The organism is Paraburkholderia phymatum STM815 (assembly GCF_000020045.1).
Classification (GTDB): Bacteria; Pseudomonadota; Gammaproteobacteria; order Burkholderiales; family Burkholderiaceae; genus Paraburkholderia; species Paraburkholderia phymatum.
This window is the reverse complement of record NC_010627.1, coordinates 276,311-291,617: the sequence shown is the minus strand read 5'-3', so window position 1 is coordinate 291,617 and position 15,307 is coordinate 276,311. Positions and strand designations below refer to the sequence as shown.

Genomic DNA, 15,307 nt, shown 5'->3' with positions numbered 1-15,307 from the left:
ATCATGCATCTTGTCGAGCGCGATCACCCCGATACGGTCAGGCGGTACCTGAGCGCTGAAGAAGCCGTAGCCGTCCGCCGCTTCTGCGGCGAGGGACAGGAAGTGCGGCCTGAGGACGTGAGGCTCGTGCAAGCGGTGCTTGAGGAGATGCACGACGGGCGACACGTGCGTCTCTGGCTCGAGTGCGACTGCGTCGGCGCAGGGGCTAGCCGGCCGCGACTGACCGCCCGGGTGCGCGAGGAGGGGCCGCGTCATTTCGTACGCATGCATCAGTACGGCGAACACCGCTGCGCGCTGGCGTTGTTCCGGCAGACGCCGGAATCGGAAAACGTCGGACTGGACGATGATCCCGCGCGGCCAGGCCAGCACCATCCGCTCAGACCGGTGAGCGATGCGCTTGACTACCTGGATAATCTGCATGAAGGCGCGGCGCGACCGGGCGGCTCGAGCGGACCAAACGGCGCCTTTGGCGAGAGCGGTCGTCGCCTGCCCCGCCTTGGACGCATCCTGCACACGCTTCTTGAGGATGCGGACTTTGCACGGCTGCACGTCGACGCGTTGCAAGAAAAGTCCAGATCGTGGGAGCGTTTCGAGGCATACGCAGCCGGTCAGGCGCTGAGCCCCGAACTGACGCTCTCACAGATACTGTATTTCAAGCCGTGGATCCCTCTCAACGAGAAGATGAGGGAGGTCGACGCCCTGGCATGGCCGGAAAAGAAGGCCCGCAGTGCGCTCCTGCTGTTCGTTGCCGACGAGATTCGCGCAGGCGGTGCAATCAAGAAAACCAGCATGGGTGAGTGTGTGGTGCGCCCCGAAAATGGTATCCGCGCCGGCGGCCGCGATCAGCGTCTGACGCAGCCCCCGTACTGGGTACTGACCGTGGTTGACCGCGATCGCGACGGCAACGCGCGCTTTCGCGAAGCCTTCGCGCAGCATGCGCATTCGTTTGCGCGACCGGTACCACTGGACAGTCGGTATGAGCGCATCACCCTGAAATTGCTGTTCCATCTCATGGAATGGGTTAAAAAGCACGGCGTCGAGGTGACGCTTTCGAAACCGCTCTTTGACCGCGAGGTGAGGCAGATCGACAAGCCGAGCCTGTGGTGCCGACCCGACTTCGAACTGACGTTCCGATCGGCGCGAGCCGTCGGTGTCGCGCCCCGATTGCATCGCCTCGTCATCGAGACGATGGGGCCGATGATCCTGACTACCTCGAATCCAAATCACGCACGCACGACATCATGAAGCACCGCGGCATCCTGATCGAGCATCAGGTAGCAGACGACGATGCACAGCGGGAGCGCGACGACGCGTTTTTCCGCAAGGTCGCTGCAAAGGTCCTGTATCTCGCTAGCGTGCCACAGGCGAAGTCTGACTGACCATCCTGCTGCACTTCATTATAAGCACCCTGAAATTTCACGGCGCATCGGTTCCGCGCCTTGCACGCGCGCCCGCAGGTCTCCCATTCGGATGTGTCGAGATATCGAAACCGGATGGCGGTGGAGCGCGCAAGCTCGGCATCCATATCGCACAACGGGATCGACCGTGACCTGAAGCTGACAATGGCGAGTCAGCGACCCTCAATCGGAGCGCACCGCTTGAGGATGCGCTGCCAGCCATTTCGGGCTTGTACAGCCTCATCAAGAATGTCGAGATATTCGTCGTGATCCACCCGATCATCCGGTGGAAGCGAGGTTTCGGCGTGCTGCTCAAGTGCGTCCCGCCGCTGCCTGGTGCCTGTAGCCATGGCGGTGATCCGGAAGTATGCTTCACAGGCATACGCAAAGGTTTCGCGCCTTTTGTAATCGACGTTTACAAGGTATTTGCCGTGACGGCTCCCGTTTAGGCCGACCGTGGTTCGCTTGCAATTGTGGAAGACGTGGGCCGCCTCATGCACGACGAAATCTGCGAACGGATCGGTTTCTTCAAAGTAGCGCATGGAGACGTAGCAGGTGGTTTCCTCGCTGAGCCCCACGATATCGTCCGCCTGCTCAGAAAAAGCAGATACGCCCACGCTGGACAGGTAAAGGTTTGCCAGATTCCAGGCTGTCGACAGCCACCGTTGATCCATGAGGACTGCTGCAATGTTCTGGGGCGTGAGGAAAACGACGCCGCGAGCCAGTGTATCCAGAATAATGGCGCGCTCGCCAGTGCGAAACAGTCCACAAACCATGGGTGAAAGCTTGTCGCGAGCCCACGCATGCAAGTCGTCCGGCACGGGCACCCGTCTGTCGCAGCCGTTTGACCGGCGACGGGTCTCTTCCGCGAGTGCGATTCGCAGGCGTCGACTCGCGTTTTGTGCAACTTCGACATAGTTCTCGCCGGGCCAGCCTGCGAAGCTGCTGTCGTACTCACCGCTGCAAACGTAGCGTTGCGCTTCGGTCTCGAGCCACTGTGGCGTGCCGATTGTCGGCTGATCATATTCGCGTTCTGCCGGGTCCGACGTATTCATAGATTTCGCGCCCGGCATTTGTGAATAAACCCTGTGGTGTTCGCGCGAGGTTCAACGACGCCGACGGACCGCAATCAGACCCGCTTCCTGTTTATCTCGGCGAATGACTCGCCAGCCCGGAATCTTTTCAGTTTTTCGCTTGCATTCGCGATCGCGGCTAGCGGCGCACGGCGTAGCTGGCCGTCATAGGTTGCGAGGATTGTCGCAAACTCTTCAAATCCCTCGTCGTCGAGCAACCAGGTCCCGGTATCCCGCCCCCGATCAAATGCGGCCGACAAGACCTGTTCGGCGCGTTGCATCTGTTCGAACGTGGCGCAGCCATATCCCACCTCAGCGAGCAGCCCCGTCACAATCATTACCTGGCAAAGCGTCTGCGCAGCGCTGACATTGCCCTGTCCGCGTCGCATTGCGTCGAGTGCGATATGAACCTGCAGCGAGAGTTTGTCCGCTTCTGCGCGCGGCAGGGGCAACAGGAGCGTTTTCGAATGGCGTGCGCGGGCGGCCTGCGGATTTCGGGAAAACGGGATAGTTCTGGCCATCATCAGATAGGGGGCGATGCGAACACAATTTTCAGCGTTGCCACGTATACCACAGTTTTCCCCCAGTGCATCCGCAGGGATCCCCGAATATATGGGCGGTGGTCTTCGAGGGCGATAGCGTATGCGGGTGTCAGCAATCTCACCAGATCAACGCGGTTTTCAAGGCCGTGGTGCATTGAGATGGGCGCCGCGGACGACGCGATCCGTGAAGAACTGGTCGGCGCGGTGCTGGGCGAGCTGTCGCTTCTACGCCGCGACGTCAAGCAGCTTTCCCAACTGCTTGAGGCGAGCGGCAAGCAGTTCAGGGATGACGGCGAGCTGACCGTGCTGCGATTCGCCGCGCGCTCCGAGCAGTTCCTCGAGAAGTTTTCCGAATCAACGACTGACGTGCTTGCCAAGGCAACCAGTTTTGACGAGGCCCGCGACCAGCTGCTCGGCGAGATCTCGCTACGGCATTACGACGAAGCCAACGGCCGCAGCTGTGAGTTGCTTCGCGAGGAGCAGCAGCGCGCAGGCAGGATCGGTCACACGGAGTTCGCCGTCTGGTCCGTGTGCACTGCGATCGGCTTCGGCGCGGACAATCTGGAATTGATGCGCCTGTTCTACCAGAGCTATCCGGCGGGCGACATTTCCGAATCAGTGATTCGGAAATCCCGGACCCGGGCGTCCAGGGCAAATTCCGAATCGCTGGTTCGGAATTTTTCGCTCCAGCAACTCGCAGAGCGCTTCCCGCTGTCGTGGACGCATTACGTGCGGCTGATGCGGCGGACGCGTTCGCCCGAAGAGCGGGCGTTCTACGAAGCGGAAGCGCTGCGCGGCGGCTGGAGCGTGAGACAGCTCGAACGTCAGATTGGCAGCCAGTTCTGCACGCACACACTGATGTCCAAAGATAAGCGCGCCATGCTCGAGAAGGGCACCGTCGCGAAACCCGGTGACACGGTAACTCCTGAAGAAGCGATCAAGGATCCGTATGTCCTGGAGTTCCTTGACCTGAAGGACGAGTATTCCGAAAGCGATCTTGAAGAGGCGCTCATCCACCGGCTGGAGGACTTCCTGTTTGAGCTGGGCGGCGACTTCACATTCGTCGGGCGGCAGCGAAGGCTACATCCCGTTCGCGCTGATGTTCGGCGGCGTCGGCAGCCCGGTGATCTTCGTCCTGACGACACTCGTATTGCTGCTGTTTTCCGTCGGTTACGTGACGCTCAACAATATCGTGAAGCGCCCTGGCGATTTTTACGCGTTCATCAGCTATGGCATTGGAAAATCGACGGGCCTCGGCTCCGGCATACTCGCGGCGGTTTCGTACTTCCTGCTGCTCGCCGGCGTCACGTCGTTCTTCGGCGTCTCGTGCGCGGATCTCGTGCACGACATGACAGGTACGTCGATTCCATGGTACTGGCCGACGCTCGCCTGCTGGCTGGTGGTTTCGATGCTGGGATACCTTCATGTGGAGTTGTCCGCGAAGGTGCTGACGTGGGTGATGATTCTCGAGATCGTCGTCTGTGTGACGTTTTCGTTCGGTGTGCTGGCAAAAGGCGGGGTGCCGGGCGTTTCCGCATCCGCGCCATTCATGCCAAGCCAATTGGCGAACAGCACCAACGTGCCGTTCTGCATGCTGTTCACCGTGTCGTTCTTCATGGGATTCGAGGCAACGGCCCCGTTTCGCGACGAAGTGAAGATGCCGGATCGGACGATACCGCGCGCGACGTATGGTGCCGTCATCTTCATCGGCGTGATCTACACGCTGTGTGCGTATGCGATGATCATGGCCTACGGGCCGCAGGTTCAGTCGATCGCGGCCAGGACGCCCGCGGCGATGTTCCCTGATGCGTTTGCGAAGTTCGTGAGCCCGGGTCTGCACCTGATCGTTCAGTGCTGCTGATGACATCGGCGTTTGCGGCGAGCCTGTCCACGCAGAACGTGCTTTCGCGCTATATGCACAACCTCGGCACGGACGGCGCGCTGCCCCGCTTCCTCGGGAAGGTGCACGGGAAGCACGAGTCTCCGTATCTTGCTTCAATGACCGTCTCCGTCATGGTGCTGTGCGTGCTGTTGCCTTTCATCCTGATGGGATCCAAGCCCGATCTGCTCTACGGGCAACTCTCCGGTGTCGGAACGTCGGGCATCATCATTCTGATGACCGTCGTCAACATCTCGTCGCTGGTCTGGTACGTTCGCCGAGGCAGGCAACAAGGCGTAAGTTTTGCCAAGTCGTTTCTGGCACCGGCGATCTCGTCCGTATTCTTCATCGCGCTGGTCTATCTCGTGGCAGCACACTTCGACGTGCTCGCGGGCGGGGACCCCGGGCAATACGTATGGATGTTCTATTGCTTGATCGGTGTGCAGGTCGCGGGTATGGCGCTCGCGCAATACTTCAAGCACCGGCGCCCCGAAGTCTTCGAATGCCTGGGGCGCAGCCAGAACGGTTGACGATGACGGCAAGCCGGCACTCACTGAGTCTCGGTTTTTTTCTGTGTGCAAACCGAGCGCAGCCTGCGGCCTAGCGCATTTCGTAATGCGCGGCGACGTCTTGCGCGAGCCCGGCGACGATCGAACTCAACGGCATGTCCATGCGACGGACGAAACTGGCGGTAAAGGGCATCACCGGCATTTCGTGGCCAGTTTCGATCCGGCGCAGCCGGCCGCACGCTAGATGCTCCGCCACGACATGGTGTGGAATCGCCGCGACACCAATACCGTCGAACGTCATCCGGACGATCGACGATAGCGACGAGTTGCCGAAGATTCTGACGTGATGCAGATGAGCTCGATCGAACATCTCCTTCAACTGCATGTACGGACGCGTCGATCTGGAAAAGGTGATGATCGGATGGCGCGCGAGATCGTTCAGCGCGAGGGTTGCTGCTTCGCATTCGAAATCAGACGACACGATCCAGCTGATCGGATAGCTGCATAGCGGCAGGTTGTCGGCGTTGCTCGCGTTCACGGGCCCCATCAGCAAGGCGACGTCGATCGTGCCGTCGGAGAGCCCTGCGGTCAGGTTCGGCGTGGCATCGACGTTTACTTCGAGCGTGATCTCCGGGTACTCCACACTGAGCCGCTTGAGCAGCGTGGACAGCCACGTGTGAACGATCGTATCCGATGCGCCGAGCTGGACGGTGCCGCTCAGGGCCGTCCGGCCCGCGACGGCCTCCACCATTTGCGCGCTCAGCGAGATCATCTGTTTCGGCGTATACGAGCAGCTGTCTGCCTTTGATGGTCAGGAAGCAGCCGCGCTTGTCCCGCTCGAACAGGCGCCCTTTCAGCTGCTGCTCCAACTGCGCGATGCGCGCTGATACGGCAGGTTGTGTCGTATGCAATCTTTCCGCCGCGCGGTGGAATCCCGCGAGTTGGGCGACGGCGTAAAAGGTCTCCAGGTTCCGAAGATCGATCATGTGACGACTCCACCCGCGTGGGGAAAAAACAATTCGATCGCGCATGCCCGATTCTTCATTGCCGACCGGGCGAGGTGACGCATATCCCCATTGCGGGGAAGGCTCGATTCATCATAGAGACGAAGCTCGGCACCCCTCAACACAAAACGCCTCAATCCGCAGAAAGCCGACGTACTGCGAATTCTTTCTCCACCTTTAGGTAGACGAACCTAATCAGGCGCATCACTAGAATTCCAACAACGCTGAAACGAACGGTTCATGAGTGGCAGTCGAAGCGAGCGGTGAATGTGCGATTGCGAGCACACGGTTCCGGTGTCGACGTGAATTCACGATCGGGATGTGGAGCGGCGATCACGCACTGATAAGAATTGCTGATCGCGCTAAATCGCCAATCACAATTGGACCGGGCGAATTTGACCGGTGACGATTGAAGCCGCATGTCGGCACTGTCGTCGCGATATTCGCCGAGCGAATCGGATTTGCAAGAGGTTGAGTGCGCCGCGTCGCAGCGCACCGCCCCGCACACCATTTGAATAAAGGAGATTGGAATGTCCGCGTTGAAGTTTCCCCGTGAGCGGCTCGTGGATGCCTATCGCGCGATGCGAACGATTCGCCGCTTCGAGGAGCGGGTAATGGATGAGATGGCGACCGGCGACATTCCGGGTAATACGCATCTTTATGCGGGACAGGAGGCCAGTGCCGTTGGTGTGTGCCTGCACCTCACGGACACGGATTACATCTCGTCGACCCACCGAGGACGTGGTCACTGCATTGCCAAAGGATGCGATATCGGCGCGATGATGGCGGAGCTGTTCGGGCGTGCGACAGGGACATGCGGCGGCAAGGGCGGATCGCAGCATATCGCCGATCTCCGCAAAGGGATGCTTGGCGCGAACGGCATCGTGGCCGGCGGCGCGCCGATTACCTGCGGCGCAGCATTGACGGCGAAGCTCCTCGGCACCGGCGGCGTGGCGGTCGCGTTCGCAGGCGACGGCGCGATGAACGAAGGCGCGATGGCGGAGAGCTTCAACCTGGCAAAGATCTGGATGCTGCCGATCGTGTTCGTCATTGAGGACAACGGTTTCGGCGAGGCGACGGCGAACGAGTTCGTCTCTGCCGGCAGCTTCACGCGGCGTGCGCAGTGCTATGACATTCCGGCAGTCGAAGTCGACGGCACCGATCTCTTTGCAGTCTACGACTCGGCCGGCGCTGCAATCGAGCGCGCACGCACGGGTGGCGGCCCGAGTCTTCTGCATATTCACGTGCCGCGCTATTACGGTCACTACAGCGGCGACCCCGACAACTATCGCACCGTCGAAGAAAAGAAGGCCATGCGCCAGGAGCGCGATTGCCTCGCCAATTTCCGCCGGCGGGTGCAGGAAGGGTCGCAAGTGGACAGCAGCGAGCTGGACGCGATCGACGGGCAGATCGAGGCCGACGTCGACGCCGCCGTGAGTGCTGCACGCGCAGCACCGTTTCCGCCGCTTTCGGCACTGACCGCCGACGTTTACGTGAAGTACCTGTAAGGACCCACTGCAATGGCAAAGAAATCGTTCCGTCAGGCGCTGAATGACGCGCTGCATTCGGAGATGGCGCGCGATCCGCGCGTGATCATGATGGGTGAAGACTTGACCGGAGGCGCTGGCGCCAACGGCGTGAAGGACGCGTGGGGTGGTGCATTCGGCGTGACACGCGGGCTGCTCGAGGCATACGGCCCTGAGCGCATTCGCGATACGCCGATCAGCGAGGCCGCGTTCGTCGGCGCGGCCGCCGGCGCGGCGCTGACGGGCCTGCGGCCGATCGCCGAGCTGATGTTCGTCGACTTCGCGGGCGTGTGTCTCGACCAGATCATGAACCAGATCGCGAAGTTTCGGTACATGTTCGGCGGTCACGCCAAGACGCCGCTCGTGATTCGTGCGACGTACGGTGCCGGCACCCGTTCGGCCGCGCAGCACACGCAGGCGTTCTACCCGATCTTCACGGACATTCCAGGCCTGAAGGTCGTGATCCCGTCGAATCCATGCGACGCGAAGGGCCTGCTGCTGCAGGCGATCCGCGACGACGACCCGGTGATCTTCCTCGAAAACAAGATGCTGTACGACACGACGGGCGACGTGCCCGACGGTGCGTACACGATCCCGTTCGGCGAAGCGCGGGTGGTGCGCGACGGCAAGGACGTGCTGATTATCGCGCTCGGCCGCATGGTCGGCGTGGCGGAGGCGGCCGCTCGCACCCTCGCGGCAGACGGGGTGTCGGCTTGCATCATCGATCCGCGCACGACATCGCCGCTCGACGAGGACACGCTGCTCGAATATACCGAGGACATCCGCCGCGTCGTGGTCGTCGACGAGGCGAATCCGCGCTGCAGCGTGGCGACGGACATCTCCGCGCTGCTGGTCGACAAGTGCTTCCATTCGCTGAAGGGGCCGATCCGGCTCGTGACGGCTCCGCACACGCCGGTGCCGTATGCGCCGAACCTGGAAGACGCTTACGTGCCATCGCCGGAAGCCGTCGTGAATGCCGCCAAGTCGATCCTGAAGGGGTAATCCATCATGTCGTTCATTGAAGCCGTCACCATCCCGAAGTGGGGGATGACGATGACAGAAGGCACCGTGCTCGAATGGCACGCGAAGGTGGGAGACAAGGTCGAACGCGGCCAGGAACTCCTCGAGGTCGAATCCACGAAGGTCAACAACGTGGTGGAAGCGACCGTGTCCGGGATCCTGCGGCGCATCGTCATCGACGCCGGCGAAATCGCGCCCGTCGGTGCGCTGATCGGCGTCATCGCCGACGGAGCGGCGACCGAGGAGGAAATCGAGGCGCTCGTCGCAAGCTACGCGCATCGACTGAATGCGGGCGATGGCGAGTCCGGCGATGCCGCCGAAGGCCGTGGCCCTGTCCGAAGGCAGCGTGAACGTGCTGGAAATCGGCCCCGACAGCAATGAGACCGTATTGTTCATTCATGGATTCGGCGGCGACCTGTCGACCTGGATGTTCAACCAGGGCGCGATTGCCGAGCAGTTCCGGACGATTGCGGTGGACCTTCCCGGCCACGGAGCATCGACGCCGGTTACCGGGGGGACGTGATCGGGAAGATCACCGCCGCCGTCGAGGAAGCTGCGGGCGCCATCACGTCCGGGAAGCTGCACCTGGTCGGCCACTCGTTCGGCGGCGCGGTCGCCGCAGCCATCGCGGCCGACAAGCCGTCGCGTGTTGCATCGGTCACGCTCATCGCGCCGATCGGCATCGGCAAGGAAATCAACCGCTCGTTCGTGACTGAATTCGTCGCGGCAGAGCGCCGTCGCACGCTGCAGGTTGCGCTGGAAAAGCTGTTTGCCGATCCGTCGAAGATCACGAGCGAAATGGTCGAGGGCACGCTGCAGTTCAAGCGTCTGGAAGGCGTCCACGAGGCGCTGTCCGCTATTGCCGACACCATCGCCGACAAGAACGGTCAGGTTCAGTCGATCGGCAAGGCGCTAGCCGGGCCGAGTCAATCGAAAGATGCAGCTTGGTGCTCAGTCCACCCCGGGAACGACCGAGCGCTTGCGGCCCGCTTTTTTTGCGGCCCCGGCCGAATGCTGGTGTGCGCGTACGATCGTCGAATCGATCAGGACGTGCTCGATTTCCGTCTGGCCTGCCAGTGCATTCACAACTCGCTGCCATATGCCCTTGCTTCGCCAGCGCGAGAAGCGGATGTACACCGTATGCCATCGTCCGAACTCTGCAGGCAAGTCGCGCCATGGACTGCCAGTACGAGCAATCCACAGCACCGCTTCGAGAAACCAGCGATTGTTGGATGCCGTTCGGCCCCGGTCGCCTTCCTTGCCCGGCAGAATGTTCTGGACTCTGTTCCATACTTTATCGCTTAGTAACGTACGTGCCATCCTGTCTCGCAGTGCAAAAGACAGGATGTAAACACAAATTTTTAAATGTAAACAGCCCCTAGTGCTTGCAATTACCCACTTCTTTTTAGCGCGAGTTCATAGCCGATTTGGATGTCAGTCAGACGTCGCATCCCACGCCACATCACGGTAGTGCCCGGCGGAGGGTCACTGGCACGTGCAAGGTAACCACCGAGCTGGGCGAGCCTGATGGCGTTGCGCACGAGCGGCGGTGCCTGTGCGTTATGAGACGGGTCGTGAACGACGTGTTCAAGCAGGTCGATTTCAGTGCGTGTGAACGCGAGTTCGGCTGCGGCCCGTGGCGCCGAGCGGCCGAGCATGGTGATCCAGAATATGCGCCAGCTCAGGATGCAGAAGACCGCGATCAGGTTCGTCAGCCGGTCGGCTGTACGAAGTCGGGACTCCTCGGCCTTGCCGCCCGACTTCAGGATTTTGTGGAAGGTTTCGATTTTCCAGCGCATCGCATACCAGTCAAGTTTCTCGATTGCCTCGGCACGAGAGCGGACCGGCAGGTTGGTGATGAGTTTCCATTCGATACGGGCACGCCCAGCCGGCGGATCTCACTCCTGCGCGTGAAGTACTGTTAGCTGTAACGCGGGGTAGCGGCTCTGCTTGCCGATGGGCGGCAGAACAGTCATCGGCGCATAGCGCAGTTCGAGCGTCGCGGTCATCGGACGGCCCATCGCATCGCGAAGCTCGACGCGATGGAGTCCCTTTACCTGAACCTGCCGCATGGCTTTGGAGATCGTGTGCTGACCATCTCCCGCAAGCCTGTCGACACAGGTACGCACGAGGAAGTAGGTGGAAAGATCATATGCGGTGCAAAACAGCTCGTAGATGTTGCTTTCCCGGTCACCGATGTGAATGCAACGCACAGGATCGTCGAGAAGTTCAGTCGACTGGCGCATATTTTCCAGCCAGCGCCAGCTTTCCTTTTCCTCAATCGGTACGCGCGTGGGATTGATATGACGCTTGAGTTCAGAAGCCCCCTTGAACCGCTTTCTTGTCCAGAATTTCACTGCAGTCAGGCCAAGTGGCAATCCATCGGCAGTAACAGCAAGACTCGAATGCATCAGGATGCCGCATTGCGTGAGCTGTCGTCGCGGGCCCATGGCGTTCTTCCCCGTGCGCAGGGTCGTCTTGCCCGTGTAGCCGATGAGTTCGGGACGCTCGCGCTGGTACGAGAATGCGGTCGTGTCCTGCAGGATAAGCACTGGCCGATCGGTGGCCTTCACACGCTCGGCGCTCGCCTGGAAATGCCCGCTCAGGATATCGTGTTCGCTGACGCGGTCATTGGACAGAAACCGGTACCCGGCCTTGGTCGAAGCCCAGTCCTGACAGGCGAACGGGATCGTCTGCCCTATGCCGTCCCACAGCTTCTCGAGCAGGCTTGCGAAGCGGCGGCGCAGCCTGGTGTCCTGGAATTCGCTTCCTTGGACTTCCAGATCGAACCACGAACGATCATCCGCGTGTCGCTTACCGGCCATCCCGTGTGCGTATGGAACATGACGTATGCCAGGTTACCAGGTTTCGCGCTGGAGATGTGGGTAATTGCAAGCCCCTAGTGTCGGTAACGAGCTGCAACAATTGCGCTCATGGCTCAGGGGAAGTTTACTGTGCATGCAAGTCGATCGAACGGCGCCTGTAGTACTCCATAGACGGTAATGCCCGGATCGCTCGTCTCCATTCTGTACAGGCGGCGAAGCATAGGATAGCCATTCGGAACATCAAATATCTCTTCGACGGTTCCTGAGGCCGGGGCGGCATCTATAACGATGCGGGTCTTCTGGACATGGATTGAGTGCATTTTTAGCGCGTCGACGACAAACTTGGTGCCGAATTCGTCGACAATCTCGTTGTCGATCTCGGGCGAGAGATAGGTCAAGTCGTACATGACCGGTGCGTCATCTGTCCAGATCGTTTTTCGGATGCAAAGCATAACGTGATCGGGAGGGGCAAGCGCGTTCATTGTTGGATCAGTTATCTTCTCTCGGGTAATCGAAACTCCGCGGATGCTCGTGTCGTCCAATGAAGGCTGCATTACGTCAAGCTGACGCAGCAATCTTTGTTGCCGCTTCACGTACGTTCCTTTTCCCGGCACCGCAACCAGCGCTCCGGCCGCCTGTAGATCGCGCAAGGCGCGCTTCACGGTGATTGAACTGACGCCAAATTCCTCGCTCAACATGGCAGTCGAAGGAATAGGGAGGTCGACGGAATATGCGCCGGCCGTAATACGTCGGCGAAGTTCCTCCCGCACCGACTCGTGAAGAGATTGCGACGGTTGTAGTTTGATCAAGCTTTTTCCTTTCTCGATGCGAGCGCGGTGGCTTGCACTATATCGCGCGCGGTCTTAGATGCCTAGTATTCCTACCAAGGTGATTGGGTAGCCGCCGCCGACTTACTGAATACATTAAAGGGGACGTTACGGTCTGCTGTCCGGCCCACCTTATCGGCCTCCGCGCTAGCCTTGCGGCTGTCGTCACAGAAACAAAACATTGAAGTTTATAAATATACCAGATATACTAGGTATTCATAGACCTATGGTCGACAGCGACAGCGACAGCGTTCGCTACGTTCGTTCGACGGGCATCATTGAATGGCCTGGCCCACGAAAGCGGTAGGGCAAGCGGTTTCAATACTCATGCCAAAATAGAATTGGAGACAGCAATGAAGAAATTGATCTCAGTATTTGTTCTTTCATCCATGGCGGTCGGTTCGTACGCTAAAGATTGGTCTGCGATCCGGTTTGGCGTCGATCCCACTTATCCACCGTTCGAATCGAAGGATGCAAGTGGCAAGTTGGCCGGCTTTGAAATAGACATCGGTAATGAAGTATGCGCACGCCTACGGGCGAAGTGCGTCTGGGTTGAAAACGACTTTGACGGCATGATTCCCGCGCTCAAAGCCCGGAAATTTGACGCAGTGTTGTCCGGGATGTCGATTACCGCTCAGCGAGCGAGTCAAATAGCATTTACAAATAAGCTGTGGAACTCTTCTCTGCGTCTTGTCGCGAGGAAAGATTCGGGACTCCTGCCGACTGCAGAGTCGTTGAAAAGCAAGACAATAGGGGTCCAACAGGGGACGGTCGGCGAGACGTACGCCAAGCAGCACTGGGCATCGAGCAATGTCACGGTTGTTCCGTACCAGAACCAGGATCAAGTCTATGCCGACTTGACCGTTGGACGTCTCGATGCGTTGCTGATCGGCGACGTGCAGGCGCAAATGGGCTTTCTGCAGACGCCGCGTGGCGCGGGCTACGCTTTTGTCGGCGACAGAGTTGTCGATCCGACGAGCGACAAAGGTGCTGCCATCGGATTGCGCAAAGAGGATACGGACCTGCGCGAGAAAATCAATCAGGCGATTTCGGATATGCGCAAGGACGGCACATATGACCGGATCGACAAGAAGTATTTCAAATTCGACGTGTATGGCAGCTGATTGAGTGAGTCCAGCTGCCAATTGCGTCAGTTGGGACGCGATTGGCCGCGTGCGCAACCAATGAGCAACGCATTTTGCGTGCGATTACTTGCGTCGTGCCGGGCGGGCTATATCGCACTCTTTCTCGGTCCGACACCGGCAAGTCCTAAAACCTCGCAGGAGACACCCGTGTTCCTTTACGGCTTCGGTCCGGTGCTATTCGCCGGCACGATCAAGACCATCGAACTGTCGGTGCTGTCACTTCTCGCTTCGGCTCTGCTCGGTTTGGTCAGCGCGGCCGCGAAGCTGTCGATGAATCGCCCGCTGCGCGCAGCCGCGACCGGCTATACGACCTTGATTCGCGCTGTGCCCGACCTTATTCTGATGCTGCTGTTGTTTTACAGCATCCAGATCTCGCTTAACAATCTCACCGATGCGCTCGATTTTCCGCAGTTTGATATAGACCCGTTCGCTGCCGGCGTACTGACGCTCGGCTTCATATACGGTGCCTACTTCACCGAAACGTTCCGCGGCGCCTTCCTCTCTGTGCCGCGCGGCCAATTGGAGGCGGGAAGCGCCTACGGCACGACCGGCATGCGCGTGTTCGTGCGGATCATGTTTCCGCAGATGATCCGATTTGCGTTGCCGGGCATCGGCAACAACTGGCAGGTGCTCGTTAAGGCGACGGCGCTGGTGTCCATCATCGGCCTCGCCGACGTGGTTAAGGCGGTGCAGGACGCGGGCTGAGCACTTTCCATATGTTCTTCTTCATCTTTATTGGGGCGCTCGTGTATCTGTCGATTACGACGGTTTCGAACTTCGTTTTGATCTGGCTTGAGGGGCGATACTCACTTGGCGTGCGGCACGCGGAACTTTGAGACGTTCATGACCCAAATTGTTACCGAATACTGGCGCGCGTTTCTCTGCTGGGATGGGCATCGGCTCTCCGGCCTCGCGGTCACGCTATGGCTGCTGGTCGCCTCTGTTGGCGTTGGCTTTCTCGCCTCTATACCGCTGGCAATCGCGCGTGCCTCGAAGCGCCGCTGGATCTCTTCACCAGTGCGGATCTATACCTACGTGCTTCGGGGGACGCCGCTCTACGTGCAACTACTATTGGTCTATACCGGGATTTACCGCTTCGAATTCGTGCGCTCGCACCAGATGCTTGAAGCTTTTTTCCGTAGTGGCTTCCATTGTGCGATTCTCGCGTTCGCGTTAAACACCTGTGCGTACATGACCGAGATGTTTGCCGGTGCAATCCGTGCGACGCCGTACGGCGAAGTGGAAGCGGCGCGGGCCTACGGGATGAACTGGCTCAAGATGTACCGCCGTGTCATCGTGCCCTCCGCACTGCGCCGGGCACTGCCGTCGTACAGTAACGAGGTAATCCTGATGTTGCACGCGACGACGGTCGCATTCACGGCGACCGTGCCGGACATGCTGAAGGTGGCCCGCGACGCGAATTCGGCCACTTACCATTCATTCGAGGCATTCGGTCTCGCTGCGCTTACCTATGTTGCTGTGTCGTTCACACTGGTGGCTGCATTCCGGCGCACTGAGCGTCACTGGCTCGCGCATCTGGTCGTGCCGCACTGAGCGGCC

12 protein-coding genes and 7 pseudogenes are annotated in these 15,307 nt (G+C 59.8%); 11 read left to right on the top strand and 8 right to left on the bottom strand.

Annotation, left to right across the window (positions count from 1 at the left end):
• The first annotated feature begins 3 nt into the window (after positions 1-3).
• Positions 4-1,379: pseudogene (locus BPHY_RS37180) on the top strand (hypothetical protein).
• 191 nt (positions 1,380-1,570) lie between these two features.
• Here the strand turns inward: BPHY_RS37180 and BPHY_RS37175 are convergent.
• Together BPHY_RS37175 and BPHY_RS37170 are read right to left on the bottom strand one after the other, a co-directional pair.
• Positions 1,571-2,452, bottom strand: a complete 882-nt coding sequence (locus BPHY_RS37175) for a hypothetical protein (RefSeq protein WP_233445457.1) — start codon at positions 2,450-2,452, stop codon at positions 1,571-1,573.
• Positions 2,453-2,526: 74 nt separating this feature from the next.
• Positions 2,527-2,994: a hypothetical protein gene (locus tag BPHY_RS37170; RefSeq protein ID WP_012406602.1), complete on the bottom strand. Its 468-nt coding sequence runs from the start codon at positions 2,992-2,994 to the stop codon at positions 2,527-2,529.
• Here BPHY_RS37170 and BPHY_RS44395 point away from each other — a divergent pair.
• Positions 2,875-4,038 (top strand): annotated as a pseudogene (locus tag BPHY_RS44395) (DUF1016 N-terminal domain-containing protein); the annotation flags it as partial. The gene BPHY_RS37170 and the pseudogene BPHY_RS44395 sit on opposite strands and share 120 nt — an antisense overlap.
• A gap of 73 nt (positions 4,039-4,111) precedes the next feature.
• Positions 4,112-5,421: pseudogene (locus BPHY_RS44390) on the top strand (APC family permease).
• A gap of 70 nt (positions 5,422-5,491) precedes the next feature.
• Here BPHY_RS44390 and BPHY_RS37155 read toward each other — a convergent pair.
• Together BPHY_RS37155 and BPHY_RS43705 are read right to left on the bottom strand one after the other, a co-directional pair.
• The gene (locus tag BPHY_RS37155; RefSeq protein WP_233445456.1) at positions 5,492-6,172 is read right to left on the bottom strand and encodes a substrate-binding domain-containing protein; all 681 of its coding nucleotides are present in this window, start codon (positions 6,170-6,172) and stop codon (positions 5,492-5,494) included.
• An 85-nt stretch (positions 6,173-6,257) separates the two neighbouring features.
• Positions 6,258-6,386, bottom strand: a pseudogene (locus BPHY_RS43705) (helix-turn-helix domain-containing protein); the annotation flags it as partial.
• A 548-nt stretch (positions 6,387-6,934) separates the two neighbouring features.
• On the opposite strand from BPHY_RS43705, the gene BPHY_RS37150 reads away from it, so the two are divergent.
• The 5 genes and pseudogenes from BPHY_RS37150 to BPHY_RS44385 all read left to right on the top strand — a co-directional run.
• Positions 6,935-7,912 (top strand): thiamine pyrophosphate-dependent dehydrogenase E1 component subunit alpha, encoded by a 978-nt coding sequence (locus BPHY_RS37150; RefSeq protein ID WP_012406601.1) that lies wholly within the window; start codon positions 6,935-6,937, stop codon positions 7,910-7,912.
• A gap of 12 nt (positions 7,913-7,924) precedes the next feature.
• Entirely contained in the window at positions 7,925-8,932 is a 1,008-nt protein-coding gene (locus BPHY_RS37145) for an alpha-ketoacid dehydrogenase subunit beta (RefSeq protein WP_012406600.1), read from the top strand.
• A 6-nt stretch (positions 8,933-8,938) separates the two neighbouring features.
• On the top strand, positions 8,939-9,331 hold the full coding sequence (locus tag BPHY_RS44130) for a biotin/lipoyl-containing protein (protein ID WP_052306270.1): 393 nt from the start codon (positions 8,939-8,941) through the stop codon (positions 9,329-9,331).
• Complete coding sequence (locus BPHY_RS44125; RefSeq protein ID WP_208459152.1) at positions 9,297-9,473, top strand: alpha/beta fold hydrolase; 177 nt, start codon at positions 9,297-9,299, stop codon at positions 9,471-9,473. Before BPHY_RS44130 ends, BPHY_RS44125 begins: the two co-directional genes overlap by 35 nt.
• A pseudogene (locus BPHY_RS44385) lies at positions 9,470-9,664 on the top strand (alpha/beta fold hydrolase); the annotation flags it as partial. The gene BPHY_RS44125 and the pseudogene BPHY_RS44385, both read left to right, overlap by 4 nt.
• A 163-nt stretch (positions 9,665-9,827) precedes the next feature.
• Here BPHY_RS44385 and BPHY_RS43700 read toward each other — a convergent pair.
• The 4 genes and pseudogenes from BPHY_RS43700 to BPHY_RS37125 form a co-directional block, all read right to left on the bottom strand.
• Positions 9,828-10,270, bottom strand: a pseudogene (locus BPHY_RS43700) (IS5 family transposase); the annotation flags it as partial.
• Positions 10,271-10,341: 71 nt separating this feature from the next.
• On the bottom strand, positions 10,342-10,800 hold the full coding sequence (locus BPHY_RS44115) for an IS4 family transposase (RefSeq protein WP_322789056.1): 459 nt from the start codon (positions 10,798-10,800) through the stop codon (positions 10,342-10,344).
• A gap of 48 nt (positions 10,801-10,848) precedes the next feature.
• A complete protein-coding gene (locus BPHY_RS44110; protein ID WP_208459151.1) occupies positions 10,849-11,775 on the bottom strand; it encodes an IS4/Tn5 family transposase DNA-binding protein in 927 nt (308 codons plus the stop codon).
• Positions 11,776-11,888: 113 nt separating this feature from the next.
• Positions 11,889-12,584 carry a GntR family transcriptional regulator gene (locus BPHY_RS37125; protein ID WP_012406598.1) on the bottom strand — a complete coding sequence of 232 codons (696 nt, stop codon included), beginning with the start codon at positions 12,582-12,584 and terminating at the stop codon, positions 11,889-11,891.
• A 371-nt stretch (positions 12,585-12,955) separates the two neighbouring features.
• Between BPHY_RS37125 and BPHY_RS37120 the strand changes: the two genes are divergently transcribed.
• From BPHY_RS37120 to BPHY_RS37110, 3 genes and pseudogenes are all read left to right on the top strand, one after another.
• Positions 12,956-13,726 (top strand): ABC transporter substrate-binding protein, encoded by a 771-nt coding sequence (locus BPHY_RS37120; protein ID WP_012406597.1) that lies wholly within the window; start codon positions 12,956-12,958, stop codon positions 13,724-13,726.
• 168 nt (positions 13,727-13,894) lie between these two features.
• A pseudogene (locus BPHY_RS37115) lies at positions 13,895-14,583 on the top strand (ABC transporter permease).
• Between the two features lie 7 nt (positions 14,584-14,590).
• Positions 14,591-15,301 (top strand): ABC transporter permease, encoded by a 711-nt coding sequence (locus BPHY_RS37110; protein WP_012406596.1) that lies wholly within the window; start codon positions 14,591-14,593, stop codon positions 15,299-15,301.
• Positions 15,302-15,307: the final 6 nt, after the last annotated feature.